This is a genomic window from Streptococcus oralis, assembly GCF_026782235.1.
GTDB classification, from domain to species: domain Bacteria; phylum Bacillota; class Bacilli; order Lactobacillales; family Streptococcaceae; genus Streptococcus; species Streptococcus oralis_CC.
The window spans coordinates 278,849-302,737 of the sequence record NZ_JAKUWE010000003.1 but is presented as its reverse complement, the minus strand read 5'-3'; the positions used below and the strand labels follow the sequence as shown (position 1 = coordinate 302,737).

Genomic DNA, 23,889 nt, shown 5'->3' with positions numbered 1-23,889 from the left:
TCGCTATTTACATTTTATTCTTCGAACTGCGCTTGAACAAAGGCAAGAGCGCCTTTTCCATCGCGAGTCAATTTAATGTATTGGCCACCTTCTGTCTTAGCAAGTTTGATACCAAGTTTGTCGGTTTCGGCCTTCATGTCTTCAAAGTTTGAAGCAACTTGAGGAGCAAGGATAACCAGATCAAACTCAGGCAACATTTCACGGTGAGCACCATAGCCACCAGCTGCTGCTTTAACAGGAACTTTGTACTCTGCAGCTGCTTTGTTTAGTGCATTTGCAAGGAGACCACTTGTACCTCCTCCTGCACAGAGAACGAGAACATTTGTTTCTTCTGTGATTGTGTTTTGCGCTGCTTCTACACCAGCTTTTTCAAGAATAGCATCTGCTTTGGCAGTATTGAAGTTTGCAGCTACTTTTTCTTTTAATTCATCATTGGCTTTACCAGAACGCTCTTCTTCAAGGATTTGTTCATCATAAACCTTGAGGAATGGATAGTAAATGGCTACGTCAACAAGGATTAACAAAGCAGCAAGTACAAATGACAAGAATTGGAAGTTTGTACCAAGAACAATACCGAGCGGACCTGGTGTTGTCCAAGGAAGGTTGGCAGTAAATGAGTTCATGCCAAGCGTTTCAATGAAGAATTTAAAGATCCAAACGTTGGCAATTGGCGCAAAGATAAATGGAATAAAGAAAATTGGGTTCAAGACAAGTGGTGCACCAAACAGGATTGGTTCGTTAACTCCGAAGAAGGTTGGAACAACAGACGCACGTCCGATTGCACGGTTTCGTTTTGATTTGGTTAACCACATGAACATGAATGGAACAACCAGTGTTGCACCCGTACCACCCATGGTAACAATAAACATTTGTGTACCTGAAGTAAGGATCTTGTCTGCATGCATCCCTTGTTGGAGAAGGTTCAAGTTGACTTCGGCATTTGCATAGGTAATAGCTGCGATTGCTGGTTCAACGATAGATGGACCATGGATACCAACAAACCAGAAGAAGGCAAAGGCACCAAAGATAATCGTAATACCTAGATAACCATCAGCAGCAGAGAATAATGGCGCAAAGAATTTACCGATTGATTCTGCTACACTGGCTCCAACAAAATGACGAGCTAGTAAATCAAGAGCATAAAGAGAAACCACTGATAGAGTGAATGGAATCACGTCTTTAAAGACTTGTGAGATATTTGGTGGAACTTCATCAGGCATTCGAATAGTAACATTATTCTTCACACAGACCTTATAGATAGCTACTGTAACAAAGGCAGCAAGGAAGGCTGAAAGCAAACCTTTTGTCCCCAAGAATCCAGTAGCTAGGCCATTTTCGATAGGATCAGCTGCCAACATCAACAAACCAACAATTGCTGCCAACAATGTTGACATATAGTTGATTTGATTGGTTTTTTCCATGCTACGGTTAACTGAGTCCGTCAATGACTTAGCTGTTGTACCAGCTACCAAGAGAGCCAAAATTCCCATAGAATAGCTGTAAGGTTTCATCAGAAAGGCTACAACATCATCAGACCATTTAAAGCCCCATGAGTTTGGTACAAAAGCAATCAAGATAAAGATACTTGAGAAGAGAATAACGGGCATACCAGCGATGAAACCATCACGAATAGCACGAAGATAGATATTACGAGATAATTTCTCAAAGAAAGGCTTTCCTTTCTCGATAAATGAAATTAGTTTGTTCATTACTTAACTCCTCTCTTATAGAGTTCGATTAAATGGTGCATCAAATCTTTGAGCAAGATGGTTGTCATCAAGTGATCCTGGCCATGCATCATGGTTACACTATAAGCTAAGTCCTCACCTGAAGCTTCCTTAGTTAATAGACTTGTTTGCGCGTGATGAGCCTCCGCGATGCAACCACCAGCTTCCTCTACGAGAGTATCAGCTTTCGCAAAATCGCCAGCTTCAGCAGCTTTCAAGGCTTCCAATAGTTTTGAACGAGCATCGCCAGCATAGGCTACGATTTCAAAACCTAACAATGTTACTTCTTCTCTATTCATGATAGAATTCTCCTTATGTATTTTTAATTAAATTTTTATGACAATAAACGTTGGATATGTAGAACTAGATAAACTCGTTCACTTTTATACAAATCAAGACCCGTATGTTGCGTAATCACATCATAGATTTTGGAACCAATCTCGAACGCTTTTGGATAGGATTGTTTAATATGATCTTCCATATCCAGAAGTGATTGGTTATCATCTCTAGATCTGTCTAAATAATCCAAGAAATAATTCAAATGAATCATAAAGCGATCATAGAAATGGTTATTCTCTTTGGTTCGTTGAATAGCGTAACTCTTTAGCACTTCTTCAACATTCCTGAGGATTTCTTTCCTCTTGTCTATCGACTCAACTACTTGAACTTCATTCTCCCCTTCGGCATTGATGAAATGATAAGCGATCCGAATAATTTCATCCTCAGGGAAATGATCTGTCAACTTCTGACGATAGATTTCAAAGGCTTCCTTTGCGATTTGAAAAGCTACAGGATACTTGGCAGAAATATCTGGCAGATTACTATCCTTGTACCTTCCTTGTGTTAGAGCTTGGTAAGAACAGTAAATATGATCTGTCAAGGTTACGTAGAGATACTCTTGAATCGGATAATGATATTTCTTAGAAAGATTATCAATGATCTCGTAGGTCACTGTGATAAAATCAAGCGGAACATCTTTGAGCAGAGCCATAAAGTTCTCTCTGGACTCTTCTGTCTTCATCCGAAAGATTTTCTCAACTTGTTCTTCAGCAATCAAATCCCCCTTCTTTTTCCCAAATGCAATCCCCTTACCAATCACAATCACTTCTTCTCCTTTGTCATTTCTGACAAGCGAGACGTTGTGATTCATTGGGTTTAGAATTCGATACATGGCAACCTCCTTTTATATCTTAAAGGTATATGAGTATAAAAAATGACCACAAATGAACTAGAAAATCTATCGATTTCTAATCCACCTGTGATCATGCCTAATATTACTTAGTAACACTCACCTTGTATTAACTTGTGATTTAAGTATAGCACAAGTAAGTTTTTTTGTAAACCTTTACATTCAACTTTTTTTAAATTTTTTATTTAGATCAATGTTCCTAAGATTAGGGGGGAAAACTTATACACGTTCAGTCCATGAAGTCGCTGTTGTTTGAAGAACTTTGTTGAGTTCGTCAATGTTCTCAAATCCAGTTGTGCGTAGCCATTCACGAGCTGCTGCTTCACCGTCTTTGATGTAGGCTTCAACTGATCCAGCCCAAGTTGCACGGCCGCAAAGAACACCGTTGAAGTTTGCGCCTGATTCGTGAGCAAAGACAAGGGTTTCTTGGAAGAGTTTAGCTGATACACCTGCACTTAAGTAGATGTAAGGAAGATTTGTTGCTTCATCTTGTGCTTTGAAGAAGGCTGCTGCTTCTTCACGTGTATGAACGATTTCTCCATCACCAAAGCCTTCAACGTATTTGACGTTGACTGGAACTTCCACTTTCAAGACATCGATGTTGAAGCGTGGGTCTGAGAAGACTTTCATGGCACCGATAACCTTGTGTGGTTTCACTTTTGCGTATTCTGCAGAGCCAGCGTCAGCGATTTTTTCATCGTAAGCAAGGATTTCAAGGAAGAATGGAATGTCTTCCGCCACACACTCAGAGCCGATACGTTCGATATAAGCTTGTTTTTGTTGGTTGAGTTCGTCAGAACTGTCTACGTCATAGTAAAGCAAGAATTTGACTGCATCCGCACCTTGTTCTTTAATGCGTTTTGCAGACCAAACATCCAAGCAGTCTGGTAAGCGTTTAGTGCTTGTTGTGTCGTAGCCAGTTTTCTCATAAGCAAGGAGAAGACCAGCATTTGGATCAAGCGCTTTTGTAGCTGGAAGACCATATTCAGGGTCGAGAAGCATAGATGATGCGTATTTTGTCAATTCATCTGCAACCAATACTTTAAGTTCTTCCATTTGAGCAACTGTTGGTTCTTCCGTTTGGTATTGAGCCATGAGGCGTTTCAAAGCGCCACGTTGGTCAAAGGCAAGAGCTGAAATGATTCCATTTTCATCTGAAAGTTTCTCTAAGCGTGCACGTTTTTGTTCTGTTAAAGCCATTTTATACCTCTTTTACTATTAATTGATCATATAGAGCTTGATAGTTGGCCATGTTGACATGACCAGTCATTTTTTCTTGAGCATTGAGCATACCAAGGACATTTGCCTTGATGAGTAATTCTGCATCTGATTCTTTGTGAAGAAGCCCTGAAGAAATTCCTGCTACAGTAGAATCTCCAGATCCGACAGGATTGACTACCTGAATTCTTGGAATATCTACCTTGTAGAAAGTATCACCGTGTTTTGCAAAAGCACCATATGCTCCAAGTGAAACAATTATCCACTCAATCCCTGCAAATAGAGGCTCTTGTAGAACTTCTTTTAATTCATCCAAATCCTCAGAAACATCTTTCCCAAGAAGCTGAGACAATTCTTCGTTATTTGGTTTAATAACTGTTGGTTTATGTGGTGATTCAAGAACCGCCTGAAGGGCAGCACCTGAGCAATCCAGAACAACTGGTTTTCCTGCGCGATTAGCAAGCTCTACTAAGCTCGCATAGTAGTCAACTGGAAGGCCAGCTGGCAGACTACCAGAGATGGCTACTACTTCCACAGTGTCAAGAAGATTTTCGAAATGAACCAAGAAGTCTTGCCCTTCTTGTTCCAGAACTTCAGGCCCTTTTTCAAGGATTTCTGTTTGGTTGTCACCATGGAGAATAGCGATACAGTTACGAGTCTCTCCTTGAATGGAGAAGAAACGTTTCGTTACTTCATCATCGATATGCTCTACTAAAAACTCACCAAGTTTACCACCGACCAAACCAGTAGCAGCAACAGAATCACCAAATTCTGAAAGAACTCGTGTAACATTGAGTCCTTTACCACCAGCTGTCTTGGTCACGTCCACCACACGGTTGACAGTATCAATTTTCAATTCATCCAAAGGATAAGAAATATCGATGGATGGATTCATTGTGACTGTTAAAATCATGCGTCACCTCTTAGTCGTGGTATTCACCGCGATCCCATTTTTCAAGGAATTCTGTAAAGAAGTTTGCATCTGCTTGATGAGCATTGTGAGTTTCAACGTGCTCAATTTTCGCAATCAATTTTTTGTTTTCTTCTGATGGTTTGTATTCAGCATTGATGAAAGCTTCAATGATGTCGCACATGAGCAATTCACCAGTGATTTTACCACCAAAACCAATAACATTGGCGTTCAATTGTTCTTTTGCATAAAGAGCTGTTGTCATATCACGAACCAAGGCAGAACGAACTCCTGGAACTTTATTTACAGCGTTGTTGATACCAACACCAGTACCACAGATACATACCCCAAGATCAGCTTGACCGCTTGTAACGGCTTCACCAACTTTTTTACCAAAGATTGGGTAGTGAGTACGTGTGTGGTCATAGGTACCAAAGTCGATGACTTCATATCCTTTTGATTTCAAAAATTCTGAAACCGCCATTTTTTCATCTGTTACGATGTGGTCACATCCAATTGCAATTCTCATTTTTATCTTACCTTTCTTACTGTAATCTAATTAGCACATTTTGTTCAACATGTCGACCCGAATTTGGTGACGACCACCGTCATATTTACCGTTAACAAAACCTTTAGCAATGTTTTTCGCCAATTCATCACCAACGATTTCTGCTCCCATAGTAATCATACGTGAGTTGTTGTGTCCACGAGTCATATATGCTGAACGTTCATCTGAAACTTCTGCAGCAACCATTCCTTTGATTTTAGTTGCGACCATAAATGGACCAGCTCCATAAGCATCAATCACGATGCCAAGGTTTTGTTCTTCTTTGTTTACTTCTGCAGCAACAGCAAGAGTCACATCAACAAAGTCTTGACCTTCAGCTGTAACATCCACAACATGGAAGTTTTCTTTTTCCAAGAAGTCTTTCACAACTTCTTTCAATCTCAAACCTGCAACATCTGCACCGATAACAATAGACATATTGTTTACTCCTTTTATTTTTCTAGGCTAGTAAAGACTTTTATAACCTATAAAAGACTTTCTAGCAGTTTAGTGACAAATTTGATTGAACGAGATGAATAACACCTTATCCAAGTCCAGGAAATCAAGTTCCTAGAAATAATCTCTCTTTCGAAGAGAATATAACAAGTGATTTTTTGTTTGCTATAAACATCATTTGTTGTTTACAAACATAATATACTCCTATTTATAGAAAAAGTCAACAGTAAATGTTTGTTTTTGTGTTTTATTTTTTAATCTAAAAGATTTCAATATCAAAGCCAATCTGATCTACTTGACCAGCTTCTAAGAGACGAACGTTTCTCTTATCTTCTAAATGATCCCCTTCTTCAAGGGACGTTGACAAGCCAGACCATGGTTCGAACGCTATAAAGGGTCCCTTATTCAAAGTTGACCAAATGATGAGATTTGAGAACTCTTGGAAGTGTACTTTTAATCCCTTCTCATGCTTACGAGAACGAAGGGCAATTGTTCTGGATTGCAACTCATCTAAGGTAACTGCATCTGTGCTGAAAAGATCATAACTAAGATCTATTTCTTTTTGCCCCTCTAACCATGGACTTCTATCTTGAAAATCCAACATGCCTGTTTCTGGGAAAGGACGTGGAACAGAGCAAGTCTCTTCTTTTTCAAACTCTAAATAGTAGTCTTCATAAGTTTCGCCATCTAGAAGAGGGCAATTAAACCCCGGATGGCCTCCGATAAAGTATGGCATAACTTTGCTAGTTTCTTTATTAAAGACTTTGTATTGGGTACGAACGGTCTTGCCAGTAACCCTATAAGTGATTTCAAGTCGAAAATGATAAGGATAGTTTTGATAAGTATTCTCATCATCTTCGATAGCGAAGGTTACACTGTTTTCTGTCTGTTCAACTAATTCAAATTCTTTCTTGCGAACCAAACCATGGCGAGGAATGTTTCCTTTCGTCTCCGTTCCATCTGCATGACTGTAGAAGGCTGTATCTTCTCTTAAAGAGCCGCAGATTGGAAAAAGTACAGGCGCTTGTCCACTCCAGTAAGTGGAATCTCCTTGCCACAGATACTCAATGCCCTCTCGATCCTTGATCGACGACAAGGCGCCACCTAAGGTTTTAAACTGGACCGTTAACTGGTCTGATTTGATTTCAATTACCATAATGTTCTCCAACTATTTTTAGATCTTTATATAAAAAACTAGGTTGCCACTCCCAATGTAGGAAATTAACAACCTAGTTTTCACAATTTACATTTTATAGGAGCGAATTATTTAGCATTTGCTGCGTATTCTTCGTTACGTTTGATCATTTGTTTTCTATACCAAGCAAAGATACCTACATAGAATACAAGGAAGGCTGCTGCACCAAGGATTGCTTTGATATCACCTGTTGTAGCATTACCGATTGCCCAACCAAGAAGTTTTTCGATTGGTCCTTCAAGAGTTGAGTGAGTAATCAATTGAGTTTGACTCACGCCTTCTGGGAAGGCACCCACCCCTTTAGCAAGTTCAGTTGCAAATGGTGCAATAAGTGTACCTGAAAGAAGGAAGAGAGGCAACAAGAGTGTTCCGAAGATAATCATACGGAGCAATTTACCACGTGTAACAACCAAGAGAGCTGGAGTCACACCCATAGCGATGATACCTGCAAGTGGCAAGATACCATTACCGACGTTTGAAAGAAGCACTGCTTCTACTAGCATGATTGGAGCAAGTACGTTAGCACAAGCCCAGATTTCAGCACGACCAGCGATGAATGGCCAGTCAAGACCGATGTTGAATTTACGTCCTTGAAGACGTTTAGTAGCAACGTTTGTAATACCTTGTGAAAGTGGTTCTACGGCTGCGATGAACCATGATCCGATAAGTGAGAAGAGTTCCAAAGCTACACCGGCTGTCAAACCAAGAGACAACCAACCTTTAATAACAAGTTCCCATGAAGATGCATCTTCTACTCCAGCAACTGGGTGTGGAGTCCCCATCAAACCAATAACAATACCAAGGATGAAACCGATGAAGAATTTAGAACCCCAGAAACCGATTTTTTTGTTCAATTTAGCAGCATCAAAGTCATATTTATCAAGGCCAGGGAAGAATTTTTCAAAAATCTTATCCAAAACCATGATAACTGGGTTCATCATGTAGTTCATGTGCGTTGAAGTCATTGGTGATGAACTTGGTGCATTAAGAAGGTCGTCGAATGTTGGTTTCATCAAGTCAGAGTTGATGATCTTCAAAACACCTACAAGGACAACTGCTGCAGTTGCGATGAAAAGTGAAACCCCTTGGCTAACTCCATTGTTGTCTGCGTACCATTTAATCAAAAGACCAGTGATTGACAAGTGCCAGATATCGAAGATATCAACGTCAAGTGTGTCTGTTTTCTTCATTGCAAGCATCGCAACGTTGACAATCAACATTACAAGCAAGAAGTAAAGTGTCCATGCAGAACCCCAAGTGATGGTAGCAAGTGGTGCCCAACCAACGTCAGTGATGTTCAATTGGATACCAGTGTTTTCAACGAATTTCGCAAGTGATGCTGAGAAAGCTCCATTGAGCATACCGATGATGGCACCAATACCAGTAAGAGCGATGGCAAGTTTAATACCACCTTCAAGCGCTTTGGAGAATTTCACTCCAAAAAGTAGGGCCAATACTGTCAAAATGATCAGCATGATGATTGGTCCACCCATATCCAAGATAGGTTTGAACAGCTTATTGGCTAGTTCGATAATGACATCCATAATAGTTCCTCCCGTTTTTTTTAGTTCTATGAATGTTAACAAGATAAAGAATAAATTAGCTTAGTCCGTGCTCTTTGATAGCTGCTTCAATATTGTCAAATACTGGAGCGCTCATCGCTGGAATACGGAACAAGATTGGTCCAGCTTCAATTACTGGAATACCTGGTTCAAAACCAAGGTCAGTTGCAGCGATTGGTGTAAAGATATCGTAACCTTTCATAAGGTCTTCGTTTACATCTTTCACCATGACTGCATCACAGTGAACATCATAACCACGGTTTGAAAGTTCTTCTTCTAGAGCACTTTTAATTTGGTGACTTGAGTTAACACCTGCACCGCAGGCAGCAAGAATTTTAATCATTTGGATTTCCTCCGATTTTATTTTTTAATAGACAAGATTAAGCGGTTGCTTCAGCAATGTAAGCATAAAGTTTTTCTGGTTCGGAAATTTTTGATAGATCTTCCAGATGTCCATTTCCTGTGAAAAAGTCCATCAACTGAGCCAGAATATTTGTTTGACTTGAACTTGAGTTGTTAATGATAAAGAAGAGTAGGGATACTTCTACTTCCTTATCAGGAGCTATCATATTGTGAAAAGTTACTGGTTTTTCTAATCGAACAACCACTACTTTCTCAGCTAGATTATGAACAATATCTGTATGAGGAATCGCTACATTTGGCAAGTCCTTACCTAGAAATTCCATATCTAAACCAGTTGGAAATGACTTTTCACGCATGATCAAGGCTTCTCGATAAGTCGGAGTGACAATTTCTCGTTCTTCCAACAAGCTTGCTACCTGATCAAAGAGTTGTTCTTGATTATCCGCTTCTAAGCAAAACACCAGGTTTTTGTCAAAGAAATGATCTAATCCCATAACATTTTCCCTTCTTTCAATTATCTTTTATGTAATAAGTATAACACTATATGAAATCGTTGTCAATAATTTTTGTTTTATTTTGTTCATTTTTTTGTAATTTTTGTTTCATTTAAAGAATACAATCAATATCAAACATTCTTGTTATAAATCCACAAAAAAAGAAGGCCCAAACCTTCTTCTCTTTCCTTACTCAATAGTAGATAAAATCTCTTCTAACTTATGGTAATCTTTTACACTATCAATTTCATAGATGCTATTTCCTTCTAATTCTTCGACATAGACATCCAATTCTTTGATATTATCCTTAACCATGTTGTCCCAGTAGAGATCAACAAATTCACCACTTTCGTAAGCTTTGTCAATAAAGCCAACAATCTTCTCAGCAGTTGGTGCATCCCAGAATGAAACTCCACTCAGAATGCGACCAGCTTTGCTGTCAACAATAATGTCTTGAACCTTGTAGTCATCACCGTAAACCAAGAACCACTCGTTCGTACAGTCTTCACGATAAACGCTAAAATAGGTAGAACGTTTAAGATCGTTTCGAAACATATTTTTAAAAAGATAGTTATCTGCATCGATGACGTAGCTGTTAGCCAAATCTTCTTTTACTAGATAAAGTGAGTAAAAGTTATTGTAATCAGCATACTTGTCGTTAAAGACTAAACGAACACCATATTTTTCTTTTAAGTAGTCAAATTGTTCTTTGAGATAGCCGACAACAATGATAATCTCATCAATTCCTCTCTCTTTCAAAAACTCGATTTGGTATTCTACCAAGGGTTTTTGATTAACCTTAACCAAAGCTTTTGGGGTATTTTCAGTCATAGGGCGTAGACGAGTTCCTAAGCCCGCTGCTAAAATAATCGCTTTCACACGAATCTCCTTTATTCTTTAATAATAATATAAACACCAGCCATAACAATAAGTGAAGTGATGATTGTCAGCATATCTAGCGGTGCACCCAAGAAAATAACTGCAAATAAGACAGTCCAAACTACATAGCTCACATTCAAACCTGTCGCTTTCGCAGGTTGCAAACGATTAATGGCGATATAATAAGCTAAGTAGGAAATCATATCAAAGGCCGCAAAGACAAGCAAGAGGCCGAATAATTGCCCATCTGCCACTTCTGCAAATGAATGGTGAGAAAAGAGCACAATCACAAGATAGGACAAGAATGAGGTTACTTGTCGAATTAACAAGGCTTCAATTTCACTTAAATCACTTTCCATAGCATAGGAGCTGAGAACACTTTCACTCCCCCAGGCAATGGCACAGATAAGGGCACAAAGAATCCCAATGTAAAACGAGTTAACTTGTTCAACCTTGTAGGTTTGAGCAATGATCGCTGCAATAATCAAGAAAACACCGAATACTATATTCTTTGAAACCTTGTGTTTCAAAATGAAGAAGGCTAGTAAAACTGAAACTGCTGGGTAAATAGCCGATACAGATGAAGCTAGAGAACTACCGATATATTTAACCGCATAAAGATTGGCCTGCATACCAATAGGTCCTGCTAGTAAAGCACCGATAATTACACTCACATTTCGAATATTTAAGAAAATCGAAAGACGAACTTTTCTTTCTTTTACCAAAAGAAAAGCTAACAAGATAAAGATACTCAAGAAATCATGAGCAGCAGCCACCACAAAAGGTGAAAGATTTGTAAAAATTGAAAAGATATAAGCACTAATTGTTAGACCTAATCCCCAGAAGATACCAGAGAGCAGACCAAAGGAAACACCATTTTTATTCTTCATCCTAACCTCCATAATAAGTCAAACCTTCGACAGCTCTTTGGTAACGGTTGATACCATAATCTCCAAAATCAGCCCCTTGAGCTTCTTTGTACACTGTCCACAAACTCCAGATAGTATCTTGCAAGATTTTATAGATACGAATTTTCTCACGTGATACAGGCGTTTTGTCACTTTCATAGTAGGAAAGGAAATCATCTTCCTCTTGCTTTGTAAATTCAGACTCTAAGAAAAGAGCTGCCAAATCCCACATCGGGTCATTCATAGAAGAGTATTCCCAGTCAATCAAATACAAACGACCTTGTGGTGACTCGATAAAGTTTTCTGGTACCAAATCGATGTGACAGGACTTTCTATCAACACCCAAATCAGCCAATCTCTTTTCTAGTGAAAATACATCTTTTCTTACAGCTTCATAGTTTTCATAAGGGATAGGTCCCTCAATCAAGGATTCATATTTGCTGATTTCCTCAAAAGGAGCAAATTCTCCTCTTAATTCTTTCCCTGAAGCATGGATGGTTTGTAAAATTGGTGCAATCTTTTCAAACTTGGATTTGATAGATGTTGAATCAAGAGTTACTGCTGATTCGATGTATTCATTTACTTTAATCCCTGACTCAATATCAAAGAGGTAATTTTTGACATCTAAATCTAAATCCTCTAAAAGTTCAAGATTGTACTTTTCATTTTGACGATTGATGAGTTTTTCAGTCCCTTTACCAAAAAATTTCACAATATACTGTTTGTTGGTTGTTTTAACCAAATAGTTTTGGTTGGTCATGCCTCCCAGCTGTTCAACACTGAGGACTTCCTCTTCATCAGATAGTAAAGAAGAAATTTTTTCTTTGATGAGTTTCTCCACAATTAACCTCCATCTTCTACACTTCCCACTTAAATACCGTTTTAAAAGCAGTATTAAGGTCTGTAGCAAAGACACGGTGAATGTCCTTGATTTCTCTCACTGGTTCTTCAACATAAAGGATATTCTTCAGACGATTTGCAAACTTTTTAACTTCCATCATTTGAATGGCCTTCTCAAAATCGACGCGTCCTGAGCGAGATGATCCTACTAATAACAATCCTTTTTCCAAAGCATCTCGTGTATTGATATTAACCTTGTATTCACTCACTCCCATCATGAGAATCGTTCCCTGTGGACGAATATAGCGAATCAAGTCATTGATAGCTGGGCCTGTACCATCGCCACCGCAACACTCAAACCCATGATCAAAGGTCAAATCCTCTGGGATATTATCAGTAATATAGCACTCTTTTGCAAAAGAGAAGAGCTCTAGTTTTTCCCAATGGCGACCAAAGACGATAATCTCTGCTTCTGGCAAGGTATAATTGATAATATTTGCAACAACAAAGGCCAAACTACCATCTCCGATAACAGCAATGCGCTCTCGCTTACTATGACCAAGATGCAAGAAACGATCCATGGCATGCATACCAACACTCACAAACTCAGTAATGGCTGCAACTGTGTCCTCAATGTCATTATAAGACACAACACGATCTTTTGGAAGAGAGACAAATTCTCTCATAAAGCCATCATAACCACTTGATAGGAAGTAGGTTCCGGTCATGTAGTTCTCGTAGAACTCCTTGTCACTCTGCATAGGCGGTTGATTGGGAATCATAACTACCTTTTGACCGACTTCATAAGTCCCAGTCGGATCTGAAATAACAGTTCCACAAGACTCATGAATCATGGCCATAGGAAGTTTATTAGCCAATATCTTTGGATCACGCTTCCCTTGATAGTAACGTTGATCCGCATGACAAACCGCCATATAATTTGGACGAATCAGGATATGATTCTCCTGATCAATATCCTCTTCTTGATATTTTACATTGATAAACTTTGGTTTGGTCAGTTGATAAATTTGATTAATCATAGCCTTAGTCTTTCTCAATCATGCTTTTCGCGATTTTCAAGTCTGTCACCGTTGTGATTTTAAGGTTTGAATATTCCCCTTTAGCTAGAGCAACATCCTTTCCTTTGATAACAAAAATTTTACATGCATCCGTCAGGATTTCCTTTTCTTGATCAGATAGGGAACCATACAAATCCATGAAATCCTTGCAACGGAATGTCTGAGGTGTTTGACCTTGATAGAGGTGAGCACGATTTGGAATATCCGTGATAAACTGACCATTTGTACTTTCAACAATGGTATCAACTGCTTCTACTACTGTGTCAACCGCATCATGATTTTGGGCCAGTTTGATATTGTCCTGAATCATGCGAAGTGTAATAAAGGGACGAACAGAGTCGTGGGTAATCACGATATCTTCTGGAGTGATTGGACGATAGGCATTAATAGCTTCTATAATCTTCTCGATACTGGTATTGCGATCAGCACCACCCTTGGTAATGATGATGCGATCCTTGTGGAGAGAAAGATACTTATCAACTAGGTCCTCAGCGTGTGACACCCAATCTCCATGAACTCCAACTACAATTTTTTCAATACTTGGTTCCAAAACAAATTTTTCGATTGTGTGGATCAAAATAGGTCTATCACCTAACTCCAAGAATTGTTTTGGTAAATTACTGATTCCCATGCGTGTGCCAGTTCCTCCGGCTAGGATTCCTGCATAGATCATATATTTTCTCCTTTAGTTTATTCTAAAAAACTCATTACCATCTATTATATCACAATCTGTCTCCATCATGAAAAAAAGACAGAGCGTCATTTAGTTGAATCAACACACCATTAAAGGTAAAAAGTGAACAATGTGTTACTAAATCTGGAAAGACTATAACAAATTAAGAAATGAAATTAGGTTATCCTCTATATTTTCTGCTTAACGTTCGGTTAACATAGAGTTCTCTAGAATATAATAGAATCCTTAAAGAAAACTTAAATGAAATTTATTTGTTTCGCAAAGAATACCAGGTGTGCATAGTAAATTTCTTAAAAGTTGTTTAAGGGACTCATTATAAAAGTTCATATATCTAATGAATTAAACAAATAATAGACTTTTGCTCCTAAAATTGATAAAATAAAAAGAAAAATAATAGAAAAAAGGGAACTGTAAACCGCCATGATGAACATGCAAAACATGATGCGCCAAGCACAAAAACTTCAAAAACAAATGGAACAAAGCCAAGCAGAACTCGCTACCATGGAATTTGTTGGAAAATCTGCTCAAGAGCTTGTCCAAGCGACCTTAACTGGTGACAAAAAAGTTGTCAACATTGACTTCAACCCAGCAGTTGTAGATTCAGAAGATCTCGAAACACTTTCAGATATGACCGCGCAAGCAATTAACGCTGCTCTTGAGCAAATTGATGAAACGACTAAGAAGAAACTCGGTGCTTTCGCTGGAAAATTGCCTTTCTAATCCACAAAAAAAGAGAAACATCTGTTTCTCTTTTTTTTTCTTAGAAATCAAAGAATTCCATTGCTTTCTTTAAGAGTAATTCCGTATATTCCGGATCGTCTTGAGCCATTGTGACTTGTGACTGGACCATTTCAAGATCATCAGTAATCATGCCATCTGCACCGAGACGAACTGCTTTATCAAATGCCTCCGAACCATTTACGGTCCAAACATAGAGTCTCTGATCAGTTGTCCAGAGTTTATTGACAAAGTATTCGTCCAAAGTTGAGTACTCCATAGTGTAACCAGTTGCCTTGGTTCTTGGGAAGATACTGTTATAGGGAAGAATAAAGTAAACTGGAATTTCAGAATCATAAGTCAACACTTTATCAATCACATGGTAGTCTAGCGATTGCATCTGGTGTCCATATTTCTTGATAGTCGCTCCGTACTTTTCGAGGAAATGGTCCATCATTTGCGGACTATCTTTTTTACTGGTCTTAATCTCAATCAGCAATTTTTGGTTTAAAGCATTTGCACGCTCTAAATAGGCATCAAAGCTTGAAATCTTTGTTTGATAACCATTCTCGTAAATATCTGTATTTGTTAATTCATCCAGAGTCAAATCTTGCGGTGTAGCATTAATACCTGTTAAATTTTTGAGGTTAGCATCGTGCATCATCACGAACTGACCGTCTTTCGTTTCCTGCACATCCATTTCGATGAGATCTGGTTTTAGTTGAGCTGTTTTTTCTAAAGACTGCACAGTATTTTGAACACCGTTTTTATTACTTACTCCTCTGTGCGAAATCACTAAAGGTGTATTGGTATCTGGAGTTTCCAGATAAACGTAGCCTTCTATGGCAAAGATGATGCTTGCACACCCCATGACACCCCATCTCATCAGATGATCTTTCTTTCGCCTTGGCATAATCTCTAGTTCTTCTCCTGTCAGGAAGGAAACAAACTTCACTAGGAAATAAGTAAGGGTCATATAATGGAAATTTTTAATCAAGACAAAATTAATTACACCGAGAATCAAGGATTCTTTTTGAGTTAGATTATCCATCACTGCTTGCGCAAAAAGCAAGGGAATTAACAAACCAAAGAAGAAAAGATACGTTTTAATGATAATGAGCAAGAGATGCCAAGAGAAGAAAAGGACATTTTTCTTTGTCTTTTGGAGACTATATTTCACACCTTCTCTTACGGTCTTTCTTTCAAAGAGAATCTTAGGAAGGGCAAACATAAATCGGACAGAGATGTAGAGAAAGATCCAAGCGGATGCTATGATCATCAGACCTACCAGCCAATGTTTACCTTCCCAATAATTCACAATAAAATCAGGGATAATAATCTTGTTGAGGTAGTAGATTTTTAAAATCTTTCGGATGAACGGGAAAAGCATAGCAATGTAAAAAAAGACAAAGGCCATCTTACAAAAGCTCAATCGCTTAACGAATAGAAAGCTCTGGTGAAATACTTTTCTACTGTACTCGATTAAAGTTCTCTTTTCATGATAGAGAAGGTGGCGAGCACCGATAAACAAAAGACAAATCTGGAAATAAGCAACCAAGAGATTGATTGCAATTAAGATGAGAAAGGCTAAACTGATAAAAGGCGAGCCTTGTATAATCGCCCAAAAGTTATTGTAGGAGATAAACAAGTAACCTGTTTGTCTCAGAAGGATGCCAGCAATCCATGAATTCAATGGTAGCCAGACAAACTCAACCATCATAAATATCAAGAAAAATAGAAATAAAATCTTATCTAGGTTATAGTATATCTTCCTAAAACCTAGCTTCTTAGGTTTTTCAGGTTTCATAGGCACTCCTAGTCTAAAAATTGGGATAAATCTAAGCCACCGAAAGGATTATTCATCGAAAAACTACTCTGGTCTTCTATTAATAGCTTTCCTTCATCCGATTCCAAAAAAGCTTCGTAAACACGCGCCGTCATGCGGGCGTCTTCTAAACTGTTATGAGACTTCCCGTGAAAGCCTAAAAAATTCGCTACAGTTTGTAATTTAAGATTGGCTATGCCGTGTAGGTCAGAACTACGGCGTTCAAAAGCCTCCTCATATAAATCAACCTTATACTGGTCACGATAATCAATACCATGCTCCAAGAGAATAGGCAAATCACTCTTAGCTGCATTGTAACCAACAATAGGTAAGTCGCCAACAAATGCTTGAAAGTCCTTTAAAACTTGTTCTACTTTTGGCGCATCTTTCAAGGTTTCAGCTGTGATTCCAGTCAAACCATTGATAAAACTCTTCAATGGGGCTGTAGTATGAACATAAGAATCAAAAGCAGCACTTTCTTGTCCATCTTGAAAGCGGACTGCTGATACTTGAATTAAATGAGTAACCCCCTCGTGTTGATTGAATTCCAAATCAAAGGCGATATAATCTCTTAATTTTTCCATTATTTACCTCAATTACTACCCAAACTAAACTATAAATAATAAAAGAAGCCATTAGGTTAGTGAGTAACCCAAACAGCTTCTTTATTTTCCTCCAAAAAGGCGAGCAAAAAAGCCTTTTTTGGTTGCTTGGACTTCTTCTTTTGCTTGGTCCAACTCGAGTTTCAAGGTTTCTTGATCCTTCATAGCTTGAAGAGTTAACTGTTGCTGTTGGTCCAACTGTTTGTCCTTTTCTGCAATCTGACGGTCTTTGATGCGCATCTGCTCATCTTTTTCTGTCAACTGCTGGTCCTTGGCCTTGAGTTGCTCGTACAATCGAAGAATTTCAGCATTCTTCTCATCGACCAAGATTTCCATCAGTTCGCGTTGTTTGACATCGTCACTGACTGGTTCATCTTCAAAAATCGTTTTTTTGTAGATTTCTTCTAGCTTGATCAAGCCACTTCGAGTAACTACTGTTACACCTTTGTCATTTTTTTTCGTGTCCTCTTCTGGAAGTTCTTTGACACGATTGTTGATTGCTTGACGAGATAGTCCTAAGACCTCTGCAATCTCACTGACGGTCATTTCAATACTCATAATATCCTCTGAAACGTTTTCTAGCTTTTCTTTATTTAAATCTTATCATAAGCTAGATAAACTGTCAAATTTTCGCTTAATCTAAGGCCTTTAAAAAGGCTAGTAATACTTGGGCAGAACGACGTCCAGCTTCGATAATAAACTCATCAAAAGAGATAGAGGCCTCGTGATTGGCATTGTCACTCATGGCACGAATGACTAGGAAAGGTAGACTAAGAGCCTGAGCCGCTTGTGCAATAGCAGCCCCTTCCATTTCAACAGCTAAAACATCTGGAAAGTGGGATTTGATACTAGCAATCTTATCATCTCCAGCTATAAAACTGTCCCCTGTAGTAATCAAGCCTAGGTGCCATGTCTGCTCTAATTGAGATAAGTTTTCTTTAATCCTAGCGATGAACTTCTTATCGGATTCAAAGTAAAGAGGTTGACCAGCCATTTGGCCATAAGCATAGCCAAAAGCAGTTACATCCACATCATGGTAAGCCAATTTATCCGCAATCACTACATCTCCAACAGCAATCCCTTCAGCAAGAGCACCTGCTGATCCTGTATTGATAATAGCTTCTACTTGGAAGCGGTCAGCTAGAATAGCTACACTCATAGCCGACATGACCTTTCCAATTCCACTCTGAACTAGAACGACTTCTGTATTGCCAACAGAGCCAGTGTAGTAGGTATTTCCGAGAACTTGGACTTCTTGAGGTTTATCCAAATTCTGAGTCAAATATACGAGTTCTTCTGGCATGGCAGCAATAATTCCAATTTTCATTTCAAGTCCTTTCAATTACAAGAGTTTCATTGCCAACACTAACAAAATCAAAAGTAGGATGACTGCAAACAAGATGCGATTGAGTTTCGAATTAAAAACATTTCTCTTAGTGTTTTCAATACGACGGCTCTTATGAATCGTTGGCTCTACTTCGATTGTAAGTGTATCTTGACTAAAACCGTGGTCTCTAGAGCGTGAATAACTAAAATGTTGTGAAGACGTTGGTAGGATCTTTGTTTCCTCATCATCTTGAAGAGGTGGTCCTGAGATTTTCTCACCTCGGTTGGCACGTTCAATCATTTCGTCTGTTAATAAAGGTTTTCCCATGGGTTGCTCCTCTATTTCTTTTGTAGTTCCCAGTACTGGATCGCCATAATGGTCTTGGCATCACAGATATGACCTGACTGGATCAGGTTCTTGGCTTCCTCTAGACTTACTTCTAGGACTTCCAAGGTTTCATCATCATCTTGTGGACGAGGATTTTCCACCTTAACCAAATCACTGGCGAGATAGAGTTTTAGTTTTTCATTACAAAATCCAATCGCAGAATAGAAATCGTACAACAGTTCTAACTTACCAGTGTAGGCAACTTCTTCTTCCAATTCACGAAGGGCCGCCGCCATTGGATCCGCATTTTCACCAAGTTCTAGTTTACCTGCAGGAATCTCATAAGAAACCGCCTCGATAGCCTTTCGATATTGCTTAACGAGAACGATTTTGTCCTCAGCTGTCACAGCTAGCACACAAACAGCTCCATTGTGAAAAATCAAGTCACGTTGGGCAGTCCCCTTTCCTTCTGGTAGTTCCACCTGGTCTTGTACTAGTTTGAAAATAGGACCTTGATAGATTTCCTTCCGACTAATCGTTTTTTCTTCAAATTCCATGACAAACTCCTACTGGTTCTTAGGATGATGAGGGAGGCGAGTCGCATATTCATCTTTGTTGACCTGACGTCCACGGCCGATAGCAATGGCATCAGCAGGAACATTCTTGGTAATGGTTGAACCCGCTCCAACCAGAGAATTATCCCCAAGTTCTACAGGAGCAATAATGGTTGAGTTTGATCCAACAAATACATTGTTGCCAATGACAGTTTTGTATTTATTTTTGCCATCGTAGTTGACTGTAATAGTTCCTGCACCAAAATTAACGTTGCTACCCACTTCACAGTTTCCAATATAAGTCAAATGACCCGCCTTGGTATTTTCACCGATTGAAGATCCTTTTACTTCAACAAAATTTCCAATGTGAACTTGAGCAGCCAGACTTGAACCTGGACGGATATGGGCATAAGGACCAACTGTTACACCGTCCGCAACACTACTTTCCTCAATCATGGAATTCGTAATCACGGCCCCAGCTCCAACGGTACTATCTACGATATAAGTTCCATTTGTTAAAATAGTCTCCGCACCAATCTTTGTTTGACCTTTCAAGGTAACGTTGGCTTCGATTTGGACCTCAGGAGCAATCTCAACATCAATGTCGATGTATGTTGCTTCTGGATTGACAAAACTAACACCATTAACCATGTGCTTTTGATTGATACGGCGGCGCATAACTGCTTCTGCAGTAGCAAGAGCTACACGGTCATTTACCCCAAGGCTTTCATCAAAATCCTTGAGAGTATAGGCCCCGACCTTTTCACCAGCATTACGGAAAATACCAATCACGTCAGTAATATAGTACTCACCTTGGGCATTGTTGGTGTTGATGTTTTTAAGAGCTTCAAAAAGACGTTCATTGTCAAATACATAAGTTCCTGTATTGATTTCCTTAATTTGCTTTTCAAAGTCTGTGGCATCTTTCTGCTCCACAATGCGAAGAACTTCTGCATTATCATTACGGACAATTCGACCGTATCCAAAAGGATTTGCCGCTTCAGCTGTCAAGATCGTCGCAACATTTTTGTGATTGATATGGAAATCCAAGAGTTTTTTCAAGCTTTCACCTGTAATCAGAGGAGTATCTCCAGCGATAACCAAGGTGTGGCCTGTACGATTTTGGAGAATAGGCTCTGCCATCATGACAGCATGCCCAGTTCCTAGTTGTTCTGATTGGGTAACAAAGTCTGTCTGACCGGCTAATACTTGCTCAACTAGCTCTGCCTTGTGACCAACTACAGTAACTGTTTTTTCAGGTTGAATAGCACCAACACTACGAAAAACATGTTCCAACATCGAAATTCCAGCTACTTTATGAAGTACCTTTGGAAGATCTGATTTCATGCGAGTACCTTTACCCGCTGCTAAAATAATGGCATAATTTGACATAATCTTCTCTTTTCTCTAGAAATTCCCTTATATTATACCATAATTTAGTTTCTTAGGAGTAAACAAACAGAGAAATAGGGAAAACATGCTAGTTCATTCATCTTTTCAACGTTTTCTTTGATTTTTTTATCTATTTACGTTAAACTAATTAAATATGAGAAAAGAGATTCATCCAGCTATTATTTTTAGTCTATTCACCATTGTTATAGCTATTTTAATCTTTAATAAACCAACTTATGAAGACCATTCGGTCAAGTCAAAAAGCAACACTGTCCAAGTTGAAAACCAGGCCTTGCATAATCTTGATAAACCCATTATTGACATTTCTGGTTGGCAAAGACCGGAGGAGATAAACTACGATATTTTATCTCAAAATATTTCTGGAGCTATTGTTCGTGTGCACAGTGGTACTCAACACACGGAAGCAAATGATGCGGCCTTTATCAACGGGGTTGATAAATCCTATAAAAATCACATTTCAGAATTTCAAAAGCGCAATGTCCCCGTAGCCGTTTATGCTTATCTAACTGGTACGAACAAAGAAGAAATGAAAAAAGCGGCTGAAGTCTTCTACAATTCTGCTTCTCCATACAATCCTAGTTATTACTGGCTTGACGTTGAGGAAAAAACAATGGCAGATATGAATGACGGAGTCGAAGCTTTTCGGGCTAAACTTGAATCGCTGGGCGCTAAAAATATCGGGATTTACATTGGTGTTTATTTCATGCAAGAACATGGCATCAATACGGAAAATTTCTCTGCCGTCTGGATTCCTTCTTATGGGACAGACTCAGGCTACTTTGAGGCCACACCCAATACTGATTTAGACTATGACCTCCATCAGTATACTTCCAAAGGAAAAATTGCAGGATTTGAACATCACCTAGACATCAATCTCATTTCTACTGATAAGGAAAAAGAAGAAACCTTCAGAAAGCTATTTTTAAGACCATAAAGCAAGTGAAAATCGCAACTTTTTCACTTGCTTTTTCATTTTTTTGCCGTCTGTGTTATAATTGATAAGACAGAGAAAGAAATTTATGAAATTGAGGAGTCTAATATGTTTTCATGGATTGCAAGAGTTATTAAAGGAATCGTCATCGCCTTAGGATTTATCCTACCTGGAATTTCTGGTGGTGTTCTGGCAGCGATTTTGGGGATCTACGAGCGAATGATTTCTTTTCTGGCTCATCCCTTTAAGGATTTTAAAGCGAATGTCCTATACTTTATCCCAGTAGCAATTGGGATGTTGCTAGGCATTGGTTTGTTTTCTTATCCAATCGAGTATCTGCTACAAAATTACCAAGTCTATGTTTTATGGAGCTTTGCTGGAGCTATCATTGGTACAGTTCCTAGTCTCCTTAAAGAATCTACTCGAGAATCTGATCGTGATAAGATTGATCTAGTCTGGTTCTGGACCACCTTTATCCTTTCAGGACTAGGGCTCTACGCGCTAAACTTTGTTGTTGGTTCTCTCAGCGCCAGTTTCGCTAGTTTCATCTTAGCGGGTGTTCTTTTAGCTCTTGGTGTCTTGGTACCTGGTTTAAGTCCATCAAATCTACTCTTGATTTTAGGACTGTACGCTCCAATGTTAACTGGCTTTAAGACCTTTGATTTATTTGGTACCTTCCTTCCTATCGGGATTGGTGCGGGTGCAACTCTCATCGTTTTTTCAAAATTAATGGACCATGCCTTGAACAACTACCACTCCCGTGTTTATCACTTTATTATTGGAATTGTGCTATCAAGCACCCTCTTGATTTTGATTCCAAATGCTGGAAGTGCTGAAAGTATCCAATACACTGGACTTTCCATCGTAAGCTATGTTCTCATCGCCTTCTTCTTTGCACTTGGCATTTGGCTTGGTATCTGGATGAGTCAATTGGAGGATAAGTATAAATAATGGCAAAGAAAGTTAAGATTAAGAAAACCTTGGTCGAACAAATCTTGACCAAGGCAGGAATTGAGCACACAGGGATTCAAATCAATGCGCTTGAGGGTGAACTTCCTTCGGAATATGATCGAACACATATCTTTAAAACCTTGGCTCTGCTGGGGGACAAGACAGGCCCAATTATCGGAATCGTCCCCATAACAGAACACCTCGCTGAAAAAAAATTAGCAAAGGTTTCTGGTAATAAAAAAGTGAGTATGATTCCACAAAAAGACCTAGAAAAAACGACAGGCTATATTCATGGGGCAAATAACCCCGTCGGTATTCGCCAAAAACACAACTATCCTATTTTTATTGATCAAAAAGCCTTGGATTTGGATAAAATGATTGTCTCGGCTGGAGAAGTCGGGCACAGTATTATCATCCGACCTCAAGACTTAGCCAGTTTTGTAAAAGCAGATTTTGCTGATCTCTTGGAGGAAAACAACTGATGAAACTCTATTTTGTCCGTCATGGTCGAACTGTCTGGAATCTTGAAGGACGTTTTCAAGGTGCTAGCGGTGATTCTCCCCTTCTTCCAGAGTCCGTTGACATACTAAAACAACTGGGGCAGTATCTTAAGGAAGTTCCTTTTGATACGATTTATTCTAGTGATTTACCCAGAACGGTTAAATCTGCTGAAATTATTCAAAGTCAACTCCAGAAACCTTGTTCATTAGAAAGTATTCCAGACCTACGTGAATGGCAACTTGGCAAACTAGAGGGATTAAAAATCGCTACGCTCAATACCATCTACCCACAACAAATCAAGGCCTTTCGCTCTAATCTGGCTCAGTTTGATACGAAGATGTTTGAAGCCGAATCTCTCTACTCTACGACTCAGCGAACTATTCGATTTATCAAATCTCTGAAAGGAAGTCCGGCTGAAAACATTCTGATCGTTGGGCATGGGGCAAATCTCACTGCTAGCCTTCGTACACTTTTAGGCTATAAAGAAGCTCACCTCCGCAAAGAAGGAGGCTTGGCCAATGCTAGTCTGACAGTTTTAGAGACCGATGATTTTGAAACCTTCACTCTGGAAAAATGGAATGACACTTCCTATCAAGAAAAATAATGGAACTTGATCTTAATAGTCAAGTTCTTTTTAGTTTTCAAAGAATATCCGTGAATTTCTCTGCTATTTATGATAA

At 39.0% G+C, this 23,889-nt stretch carries 28 protein-coding genes; 5 read left to right on the top strand and 23 right to left on the bottom strand.

The window, feature by feature from the left end; genetic code table 11:
- Window positions 1-14 precede the first annotated feature (14 nt).
- The 16 genes from MK396_RS05100 to MK396_RS05025 all read right to left on the bottom strand — a co-directional run bounded on the left by MK396_RS05100 (window position 15) and on the right by MK396_RS05025 (window position 14,040).
- The gene (locus tag MK396_RS05100) at window positions 15-1,709 is read right to left on the bottom strand and encodes a lactose-specific PTS transporter subunit EIIC (protein WP_268723866.1); all 1,695 of its coding nucleotides are present in this window, start codon (window positions 1,707-1,709) and stop codon (window positions 15-17) included.
- Window positions 1,709-2,026: a PTS lactose/cellobiose transporter subunit IIA gene (locus tag MK396_RS05095; protein WP_001078328.1), complete on the bottom strand. Its 318-nt coding sequence runs from the start codon at window positions 2,024-2,026 to the stop codon at window positions 1,709-1,711. The genes MK396_RS05100 and MK396_RS05095 overlap by 1 nt, the downstream gene beginning before the upstream one ends.
- 35 nt (window positions 2,027-2,061) lie before the next feature.
- Window positions 2,062-2,898, bottom strand: a complete 837-nt coding sequence (locus MK396_RS05090; protein ID WP_268723865.1) for a transcription antiterminator — start codon at window positions 2,896-2,898, stop codon at window positions 2,062-2,064.
- 237 nt (window positions 2,899-3,135) lie between these two features.
- Entirely contained in the window at window positions 3,136-4,116 is a 981-nt protein-coding gene (gene lacD, locus MK396_RS05085; protein ID WP_125449177.1) for a tagatose-bisphosphate aldolase, read from the bottom strand.
- Between the two features lies 1 nt (window position 4,117).
- On the bottom strand, window positions 4,118-5,047 hold the full coding sequence (locus tag MK396_RS05080; RefSeq protein ID WP_000604250.1) for a tagatose-6-phosphate kinase: 930 nt from the start codon (window positions 5,045-5,047) through the stop codon (window positions 4,118-4,120).
- Between the two features lie 10 nt (window positions 5,048-5,057).
- Window positions 5,058-5,573 (bottom strand): galactose-6-phosphate isomerase subunit LacB, encoded by a 516-nt coding sequence (gene lacB, locus MK396_RS05075; RefSeq protein ID WP_001216921.1) that lies wholly within the window; start codon window positions 5,571-5,573, stop codon window positions 5,058-5,060.
- Between the two features lie 30 nt (window positions 5,574-5,603).
- Entirely contained in the window at window positions 5,604-6,029 is a 426-nt protein-coding gene (gene lacA / locus MK396_RS05070; protein WP_268723864.1) for a galactose-6-phosphate isomerase subunit LacA, read from the bottom strand.
- 277 nt (window positions 6,030-6,306) lie between these two features.
- The gene (locus tag MK396_RS05065) at window positions 6,307-7,203 is read right to left on the bottom strand and encodes an aldose 1-epimerase family protein (protein ID WP_268723863.1); all 897 of its coding nucleotides are present in this window, start codon (window positions 7,201-7,203) and stop codon (window positions 6,307-6,309) included.
- 107 nt (window positions 7,204-7,310) lie between these two features.
- A complete protein-coding gene (locus tag MK396_RS05060) occupies window positions 7,311-8,786 on the bottom strand; it encodes a PTS galactitol transporter subunit IIC (RefSeq protein WP_268723862.1) in 1,476 nt (491 codons plus the stop codon).
- A gap of 55 nt (window positions 8,787-8,841) precedes the next feature.
- Complete coding sequence (locus tag MK396_RS05055) at window positions 8,842-9,147, bottom strand: PTS sugar transporter subunit IIB (RefSeq protein WP_000590563.1); 306 nt, start codon at window positions 9,145-9,147, stop codon at window positions 8,842-8,844.
- A gap of 37 nt (window positions 9,148-9,184) precedes the next feature.
- The gene (locus MK396_RS05050) at window positions 9,185-9,661 is read right to left on the bottom strand and encodes a PTS sugar transporter subunit IIA (RefSeq protein WP_049505758.1); all 477 of its coding nucleotides are present in this window, start codon (window positions 9,659-9,661) and stop codon (window positions 9,185-9,187) included.
- A 189-nt stretch (window positions 9,662-9,850) separates the two neighbouring features.
- Window positions 9,851-10,540, bottom strand: coding sequence for a sugar phosphate nucleotidyltransferase (locus MK396_RS05045; RefSeq protein ID WP_000643950.1), 690 nt, complete (start codon window positions 10,538-10,540; stop codon window positions 9,851-9,853).
- A gap of 11 nt (window positions 10,541-10,551) precedes the next feature.
- Complete coding sequence (locus tag MK396_RS05040) at window positions 10,552-11,430, bottom strand: DMT family transporter (RefSeq protein WP_268723861.1); 879 nt, start codon at window positions 11,428-11,430, stop codon at window positions 10,552-10,554.
- A 1-nt stretch (window position 11,431) separates the two neighbouring features.
- The gene (locus MK396_RS05035; RefSeq protein ID WP_033629833.1) at window positions 11,432-12,289 is read right to left on the bottom strand and encodes a phosphotransferase family protein; all 858 of its coding nucleotides are present in this window, start codon (window positions 12,287-12,289) and stop codon (window positions 11,432-11,434) included.
- A 16-nt stretch (window positions 12,290-12,305) separates the two neighbouring features.
- Window positions 12,306-13,328 carry a ribitol-5-phosphate dehydrogenase gene (locus MK396_RS05030; RefSeq protein WP_044020846.1) on the bottom strand — a complete coding sequence of 341 codons (1,023 nt, stop codon included), beginning with the start codon at window positions 13,326-13,328 and terminating at the stop codon, window positions 12,306-12,308.
- Window positions 13,329-13,332: 4 nt separating this feature from the next.
- Window positions 13,333-14,040, bottom strand: a complete 708-nt coding sequence (locus MK396_RS05025) for a 2-C-methyl-D-erythritol 4-phosphate cytidylyltransferase (RefSeq protein ID WP_000638516.1) — start codon at window positions 14,038-14,040, stop codon at window positions 13,333-13,335.
- A 441-nt stretch (window positions 14,041-14,481) separates the two neighbouring features.
- On the opposite strand from MK396_RS05025, the gene MK396_RS05020 reads away from it, so the two are divergent.
- Window positions 14,482-14,781, top strand: coding sequence for a YbaB/EbfC family nucleoid-associated protein (locus MK396_RS05020; RefSeq protein WP_000981534.1), 300 nt, complete (start codon window positions 14,482-14,484; stop codon window positions 14,779-14,781).
- A gap of 40 nt (window positions 14,782-14,821) precedes the next feature.
- Here MK396_RS05020 and MK396_RS05015 read toward each other — a convergent pair whose 3' ends face one another.
- From MK396_RS05015 to glmU, 7 genes are all read right to left on the bottom strand, one after another.
- Window positions 14,822-16,585: a glycerophosphoryl diester phosphodiesterase membrane domain-containing protein gene (locus MK396_RS05015; RefSeq protein WP_000801706.1), complete on the bottom strand. Its 1,764-nt coding sequence runs from the start codon at window positions 16,583-16,585 to the stop codon at window positions 14,822-14,824.
- A gap of 8 nt (window positions 16,586-16,593) precedes the next feature.
- The gene (locus tag MK396_RS05010; protein ID WP_061421081.1) at window positions 16,594-17,187 is read right to left on the bottom strand and encodes a 3'-5' exonuclease; all 594 of its coding nucleotides are present in this window, start codon (window positions 17,185-17,187) and stop codon (window positions 16,594-16,596) included.
- A gap of 81 nt (window positions 17,188-17,268) precedes the next feature.
- Window positions 17,269-17,763: a chromosome segregation protein RocS gene (gene rocS / locus MK396_RS05005; RefSeq protein WP_000021250.1), complete on the bottom strand. Its 495-nt coding sequence runs from the start codon at window positions 17,761-17,763 to the stop codon at window positions 17,269-17,271.
- A gap of 76 nt (window positions 17,764-17,839) precedes the next feature.
- The gene (locus tag MK396_RS05000) at window positions 17,840-18,532 is read right to left on the bottom strand and encodes a 5'-methylthioadenosine/adenosylhomocysteine nucleosidase (protein WP_125397885.1); all 693 of its coding nucleotides are present in this window, start codon (window positions 18,530-18,532) and stop codon (window positions 17,840-17,842) included.
- A gap of 15 nt (window positions 18,533-18,547) precedes the next feature.
- The gene (gene macP / locus MK396_RS04995; protein ID WP_125397886.1) at window positions 18,548-18,859 is read right to left on the bottom strand and encodes a cell wall synthase accessory phosphoprotein MacP; all 312 of its coding nucleotides are present in this window, start codon (window positions 18,857-18,859) and stop codon (window positions 18,548-18,550) included.
- 11 nt (window positions 18,860-18,870) lie between these two features.
- Window positions 18,871-19,416, bottom strand: a complete 546-nt coding sequence (locus MK396_RS04990; RefSeq protein ID WP_000393797.1) for an NUDIX hydrolase — start codon at window positions 19,414-19,416, stop codon at window positions 18,871-18,873.
- 9 nt (window positions 19,417-19,425) lie between these two features.
- A complete protein-coding gene (gene glmU, locus MK396_RS04985; protein ID WP_268723860.1) occupies window positions 19,426-20,805 on the bottom strand; it encodes a bifunctional UDP-N-acetylglucosamine diphosphorylase/glucosamine-1-phosphate N-acetyltransferase GlmU in 1,380 nt (459 codons plus the stop codon).
- 154 nt (window positions 20,806-20,959) lie between these two features.
- Here glmU and MK396_RS04980 point away from each other — a divergent pair, with 154 nt between their 5' ends.
- From MK396_RS04980 to MK396_RS04965, 4 genes are all read left to right on the top strand, one after another.
- Window positions 20,960-21,760: a glycoside hydrolase family 25 protein gene (locus tag MK396_RS04980; RefSeq protein ID WP_268723859.1), complete on the top strand. Its 801-nt coding sequence runs from the start codon at window positions 20,960-20,962 to the stop codon at window positions 21,758-21,760.
- 105 nt (window positions 21,761-21,865) lie between these two features.
- Window positions 21,866-22,708 carry a DUF368 domain-containing protein gene (locus MK396_RS04975; protein ID WP_268723858.1) on the top strand — a complete coding sequence of 281 codons (843 nt, stop codon included), beginning with the start codon at window positions 21,866-21,868 and terminating at the stop codon, window positions 22,706-22,708.
- Window positions 22,708-23,190 (top strand): aminoacyl-tRNA deacylase, encoded by a 483-nt coding sequence (locus MK396_RS04970; RefSeq protein ID WP_221160724.1) that lies wholly within the window; start codon window positions 22,708-22,710, stop codon window positions 23,188-23,190. Before MK396_RS04975 ends, MK396_RS04970 begins: the two co-directional genes overlap by 1 nt.
- Window positions 23,190-23,813: a histidine phosphatase family protein gene (locus MK396_RS04965; RefSeq protein WP_268723857.1), complete on the top strand. Its 624-nt coding sequence runs from the start codon at window positions 23,190-23,192 to the stop codon at window positions 23,811-23,813. The genes MK396_RS04970 and MK396_RS04965 overlap by 1 nt, the downstream gene beginning before the upstream one ends.
- Window positions 23,814-23,889: the final 76 nt, after the last annotated feature.

What these genes read in the sequence shown, in the direction of transcription:
- MK396_RS04970 (WP_221160724.1), top strand. Translation starts at nt 22,708, where the DNA reads ATGGCAAAGAAAGTTAAGATTAAGAAAACCTTGGTCGAACAAATCTTG.
- MK396_RS05100 (WP_268723866.1), bottom strand. Translation starts at nt 1,709, where the DNA reads ATGAACAAACTAATTTCATTTATCGAGAAAGGAAAGCCTTTCTTTGAG.
- MK396_RS04990 (WP_000393797.1), bottom strand. Translation starts at nt 19,416, where the DNA reads ATGGAATTTGAAGAAAAAACGATTAGTCGGAAGGAAATCTATCAAGGT.
- MK396_RS04980 (WP_268723859.1), top strand. Translation starts at nt 20,960, where the DNA reads ATGAGAAAAGAGATTCATCCAGCTATTATTTTTAGTCTATTCACCATT.
- MK396_RS05060 (WP_268723862.1), bottom strand. Translation starts at nt 8,786, where the DNA reads ATGGATGTCATTATCGAACTAGCCAATAAGCTGTTCAAACCTATCTTG.
- MK396_RS04975 (WP_268723858.1), top strand. Translation starts at nt 21,866, where the DNA reads ATGTTTTCATGGATTGCAAGAGTTATTAAAGGAATCGTCATCGCCTTA.
- lacD (WP_125449177.1), bottom strand. Translation starts at nt 4,116, where the DNA reads ATGGCTTTAACAGAACAAAAACGTGCACGCTTAGAGAAACTTTCAGAT.
- MK396_RS05065 (WP_268723863.1), bottom strand. Translation starts at nt 7,203, where the DNA reads ATGGTAATTGAAATCAAATCAGACCAGTTAACGGTCCAGTTTAAAACC.
- glmU (WP_268723860.1), bottom strand. Translation starts at nt 20,805, where the DNA reads ATGTCAAATTATGCCATTATTTTAGCAGCGGGTAAAGGTACTCGCATG.
- lacB (WP_001216921.1), bottom strand. Translation starts at nt 5,573, where the DNA reads ATGAGAATTGCAATTGGATGTGACCACATCGTAACAGATGAAAAAATG.
- MK396_RS05080 (WP_000604250.1), bottom strand. Translation starts at nt 5,047, where the DNA reads ATGATTTTAACAGTCACAATGAATCCATCCATCGATATTTCTTATCCT.
- MK396_RS05090 (WP_268723865.1), bottom strand. Translation starts at nt 2,898, where the DNA reads ATGTATCGAATTCTAAACCCAATGAATCACAACGTCTCGCTTGTCAGA.
- MK396_RS05020 (WP_000981534.1), top strand. Translation starts at nt 14,482, where the DNA reads ATGATGAACATGCAAAACATGATGCGCCAAGCACAAAAACTTCAAAAA.
- MK396_RS05015 (WP_000801706.1), bottom strand. Translation starts at nt 16,585, where the DNA reads ATGAAACCTGAAAAACCTAAGAAGCTAGGTTTTAGGAAGATATACTAT.
- macP (WP_125397886.1), bottom strand. Translation starts at nt 18,859, where the DNA reads ATGGGAAAACCTTTATTAACAGACGAAATGATTGAACGTGCCAACCGA.
- MK396_RS05055 (WP_000590563.1), bottom strand. Translation starts at nt 9,147, where the DNA reads ATGATTAAAATTCTTGCTGCCTGCGGTGCAGGTGTTAACTCAAGTCAC.
- MK396_RS05050 (WP_049505758.1), bottom strand. Translation starts at nt 9,661, where the DNA reads ATGGGATTAGATCATTTCTTTGACAAAAACCTGGTGTTTTGCTTAGAA.
- MK396_RS05025 (WP_000638516.1), bottom strand. Translation starts at nt 14,040, where the DNA reads ATGATCTATGCAGGAATCCTAGCCGGAGGAACTGGCACACGCATGGGA.
- lacA (WP_268723864.1), bottom strand. Translation starts at nt 6,029, where the DNA reads ATGTCTATTGTTATCGGTGCAGATGTTGCAGGTTTGAGATTGAAAGAA.
- MK396_RS05010 (WP_061421081.1), bottom strand. Translation starts at nt 17,187, where the DNA reads ATGGAAAAATTAAGAGATTATATCGCCTTTGATTTGGAATTCAATCAA.
- MK396_RS05000 (WP_125397885.1), bottom strand. Translation starts at nt 18,532, where the DNA reads ATGAAAATTGGAATTATTGCTGCCATGCCAGAAGAACTCGTATATTTG.
- MK396_RS05095 (WP_001078328.1), bottom strand. Translation starts at nt 2,026, where the DNA reads ATGAATAGAGAAGAAGTAACATTGTTAGGTTTTGAAATCGTAGCCTAT.
- MK396_RS04965 (WP_268723857.1), top strand. Translation starts at nt 23,190, where the DNA reads ATGAAACTCTATTTTGTCCGTCATGGTCGAACTGTCTGGAATCTTGAA.
- MK396_RS05030 (WP_044020846.1), bottom strand. Translation starts at nt 13,328, where the DNA reads ATGATTAATCAAATTTATCAACTGACCAAACCAAAGTTTATCAATGTA.
- MK396_RS05040 (WP_268723861.1), bottom strand. Translation starts at nt 11,430, where the DNA reads ATGAAGAATAAAAATGGTGTTTCCTTTGGTCTGCTCTCTGGTATCTTC.
- rocS (WP_000021250.1), bottom strand. Translation starts at nt 17,763, where the DNA reads ATGAGTATTGAAATGACCGTCAGTGAGATTGCAGAGGTCTTAGGACTA.